Below are 3,222 nucleotides of genomic sequence, written 5' to 3'. Positions count from 1 at the left end.
GGCGGCGCGGGTCGCTCGGCCGTCGCTCAGCTCGGTGAGCTCACCGCCGGTCAGCTCGCGCAGCACGTCGCCGCGCTGGTCGCCCGGCACCGGGTGGCGCACTTCAGCTGCCACGGCCTGCAGAATCCACGGGATCCGAGCCGCAGCGGGCTGGCCGTGCACGACGGCTTCCTCACGGTGGCCGACCTGCGCGCGGTCACCGCCGGCTCGCGGGGCGACTTCGCCTTCCTCTCCGCCTGCAAGACGGCCGCCGGCGGGGTGCGGCTGCTCGACGAGGCGCTGACCGTCGCCGCGGCGCTGCACTACGTGGGCTACCGGCGGGTCGTGGGCACCCTGTGGTCGGTGCCCGACCTGCGGGCCGCCGCGCTCAGCAGCGACGTCTACCGCCGGATCATCACGTCCGGCCGCCTGGACGCCGCCGCCTCCGCCGGGGCCCTGCACGAGACGGTACGCGAACTACGCCGGCGCTTCCCCGCGATGCCGCGTCTCTGGGCGTCCTACGTGCACCTCGGCCGCTGACCCCTGGTGGTCCTCCTGGACCCCGACACCGTCGAGCAGCTCGGCGCGCTCATCGGGCGCATCGAGAACGACCCGGACCTCACGGTCGTCGTCTTCCGCAGCGACCGGCCGGGCTACTTCATGGCCCACTGGGACTTCCTGGCCGACAACGCCCGCGTGGCCCGGATGACGCCGGGACCCACGGGCCTGCACCCGTACCTGGACAACTTCGTGCGGCTGAGCCGGGTGCCGGTGGCCACGATCTCCGAGATCCGGGGCCGCACCCGCGGCGCGGGCAGCGAGTTCGTGCTCGCCACCGACATCCGCTTCGCCTCCGAGCAGGCGGTCCTGGGCCAGTTCGAGATCGGGGTCGGCGCGGTCCCGGGTGGCGGGCCGATGGCCCGGCTGGGCCGGCTGGTCGGCCGCGGGCGGGCCCTGGAGATCCTGCTCGGCGGCGAGGACATCTCCGCCCGGGCCGCCGCCGAGTACGGCTACGTGAACCGGCTCGTCCCGGACGCCGACATCGAGGCCGTCACCGACGCGTTCGCCCGGCGGATCGCGGCCTTCGACAAGGTCGCCGTCACCGGCATCAAGGAGCTGGTCGACCGGGCCACGCTGCCGGCCGACGAGGAGCTGGCGGCCGGGCTGGCCGCGTACTTCGCCACCGCCGGGCGGCCGGAGCACCGGCCGTTCGTCCGGCTGCTGCTCGACAAGGGTCTGCAACAGCCCGGCGGCATCGAGACCGACCTCGGCGCCGCGATCGGCAAGCTGCGCCAGAACACGGTCACGGCCTGAACGCGCGGAGGGTGATGTCCACGAGCGCGTCGGCGTACTCCGCGGTCAGCGGCCCGGACCGGTGCAGCCAGCGTTGGAAAAGCGGTGCGTACAGCACCTCCAGCACCAGGTCCAGGTCGGCGTCCGCGGCCACCTGGCCCGCCTGCTGGGCGATGCGCAGCCGCTCCTTCTTGGCTTCGTCGACGGGTCCGGCCAGCTTCTCCCGGTACAGGGCCGTCAGGCTCGGGTCGGCGACGATCTCCATGGTGAGCGCTCGGATGGGTGCCTCGAAGGCCGGATCGGCGAACTCGGCCACGGTGGCCCGCATGACGGTCCTGAGGTCGGCCGCGATGTCGCCGGTGTCGGGCAGGCGGATGCCGTCCCCGTCCGCGGCCTCGCTGAGCGCCAGGAACGCATCGAAGATCACCGCACCCTTGGACGGCCACCACCGGTAGATGGTCTGCTTGCCGACCCCGGCCCGGGCGGCGATGGCCTCGATCGAGATCTTCGCGTAGCCCAGCTCGGCGACCAGCTCCCGGGCGGCGTCGAGGATGGCCCGGCGCGACCGCTCGCTGCGCCGGGCGGGATTCGGAGTGCTGGGACGGGACACGTCCGGGAGCCTAGACGCTCCGTCTTGCCAGGCCGCTCATGAGCGCGCATACTCGTCAAGCGCGAGACGGTCCGTCTCGTCTCGTAGGATCGAGGGGGTCGCATGACAACTGCCCGGGTGTGGTTCATCACCGGCGCGTCGAGAGGCCTGGGCCGCGCCTTCACGGAGGCGGCGCTCACGGCCGGAGAGTGCGTCGTGGCCGCCGCCCGCGACCTCAGCCCCCTGGACGACCTGGCCGGCGCTCACCCGGAGAAGCTGGTCCGGCTCACGCTGGACGTGTCGGACCGTGCTGCCGTACGGGCGGTGGTGGACCGGGCGGCGGCGGCGTTCGGCCGGCTCGACGTCGTGGTCAACAACGCCGGAGTGATGCTGCTCGGCATGATCGAGGAAGCCACCGAGGAGGAGGTCCGGGCCCAGTTCGACGTCAACTTCTTCGGCGCTCTGTGGGTGGCCCAGGCCGTGGTGCCGCACCTGCGGGCGCAGGGATCGGGCCACCTCCTGCAGGTCACCTCGATGGGCTCCGGCGGTGGCTTCGCCTCGACAGGGTTCTACGCGGCCAGCAAGGCGGCGCTCGACTCGCTGAGCCAGGCGCTGGCGATGGAGGTGGCGCCGTTCGGGGTCAAGGTGACGATCGTGCAGCCGGGCGGCTACGGCACCGACCTGTTCACCCGGGGCACCACCATGACCGGGCCACGTCCCGAGTACGAGCCGCTGCGCGTCCAGCTGGCCGAGATGTGGGGCGAGGACGCCGGCCCCGACCCGGGCATCGCCGCCCCGGTGGTCATGGAGCTGGCCGGGCTGGCGGAGCCGCCGCTGCGGCTGATCGTCGGCTCCGCCTCGTACGACCTGGTCCAGCAGCTGGACCAGGCCCGCACGCAGGAGTACCGGACCTGGGAACACCTGAGCCGGAAGGCGCCGGGCTGAACCGCATGAGGGTCCCTTCTGGACACCCAGGTATTGAATTCGGCGGCCGTGGGTATGCCGTTGTCCGCATTGGACAACGAGGAGGGACCATGGAAGCGCAGCCGATGAATTCCCCGACCCAGCAGCACGCCGGCGGAGCGGTCGCCGGCACCAACGTGATGGCGATCCTCGCCCTGGTCTTCGCCTTCATCTTCGCGCCCCTGGGCATCGTGTTCGGCGCCGTGGCCAAGCGGCAGATCCGGCAGACCGGCGAGCAGGGCGCCGGCCTGGCCAAGGCGGGCTTCTGGCTCGGCATCGTCTTCACCGTGCTGAGCGTGCTCTGGGTCGTGTTCGTGTTCATCCTGGCGGCCTCCCAGACGACAGCGTGATCGGCTCAGCCCCGCTGCGTTGATCACCCCGGCCGGGGGTGATCAACG

General features: G+C 72.4%; 5 protein-coding genes. 4 read left to right on the top strand and 1 reads right to left on the bottom strand.

Annotated elements, in window-relative coordinates:
• A partial coding sequence (locus AB0C29_RS38085; protein WP_360831108.1) for a CHAT domain-containing protein occupies positions 1-519 on the top strand: 519 nt, incomplete at its 5' end.
• A 6-nt stretch (positions 520-525) separates the two neighbouring features.
• Positions 526-1,293, top strand: coding sequence for an enoyl-CoA hydratase/isomerase family protein (locus AB0C29_RS38080; protein WP_360831105.1), 768 nt, complete (start codon positions 526-528; stop codon positions 1,291-1,293).
• Here AB0C29_RS38080 and AB0C29_RS38075 read toward each other — a convergent pair.
• Complete coding sequence (locus AB0C29_RS38075) at positions 1,283-1,882, bottom strand: TetR/AcrR family transcriptional regulator (protein WP_360831102.1); 600 nt, start codon at positions 1,880-1,882, stop codon at positions 1,283-1,285. The two genes, AB0C29_RS38080 and AB0C29_RS38075, sit on opposite strands and share 11 nt — an antisense overlap.
• Positions 1,883-1,984: 102 nt before the next feature.
• Between AB0C29_RS38075 and AB0C29_RS38070 the strand changes: the two genes are divergently transcribed.
• Both AB0C29_RS38070 and AB0C29_RS38065 read left to right on the top strand, forming a co-directional pair.
• Positions 1,985-2,806: an SDR family NAD(P)-dependent oxidoreductase gene (locus AB0C29_RS38070; protein ID WP_360831099.1), complete on the top strand. Its 822-nt coding sequence runs from the start codon at positions 1,985-1,987 to the stop codon at positions 2,804-2,806.
• 89 nt (positions 2,807-2,895) lie between these two features.
• A complete protein-coding gene (locus tag AB0C29_RS38065) occupies positions 2,896-3,174 on the top strand; it encodes a DUF4190 domain-containing protein (protein ID WP_360831096.1) in 279 nt (92 codons plus the stop codon).
• The last annotated feature ends 48 nt before the right edge of the window (positions 3,175-3,222 follow it).

The sequence above is a fragment of the Actinoplanes sp. NPDC048791 genome (genome assembly GCF_040650095.1).
Classification (GTDB): domain Bacteria; phylum Actinomycetota; class Actinomycetes; order Mycobacteriales; family Micromonosporaceae; genus Actinoplanes.
This window is presented reverse-complemented; position numbering and strand designations above follow the sequence as displayed.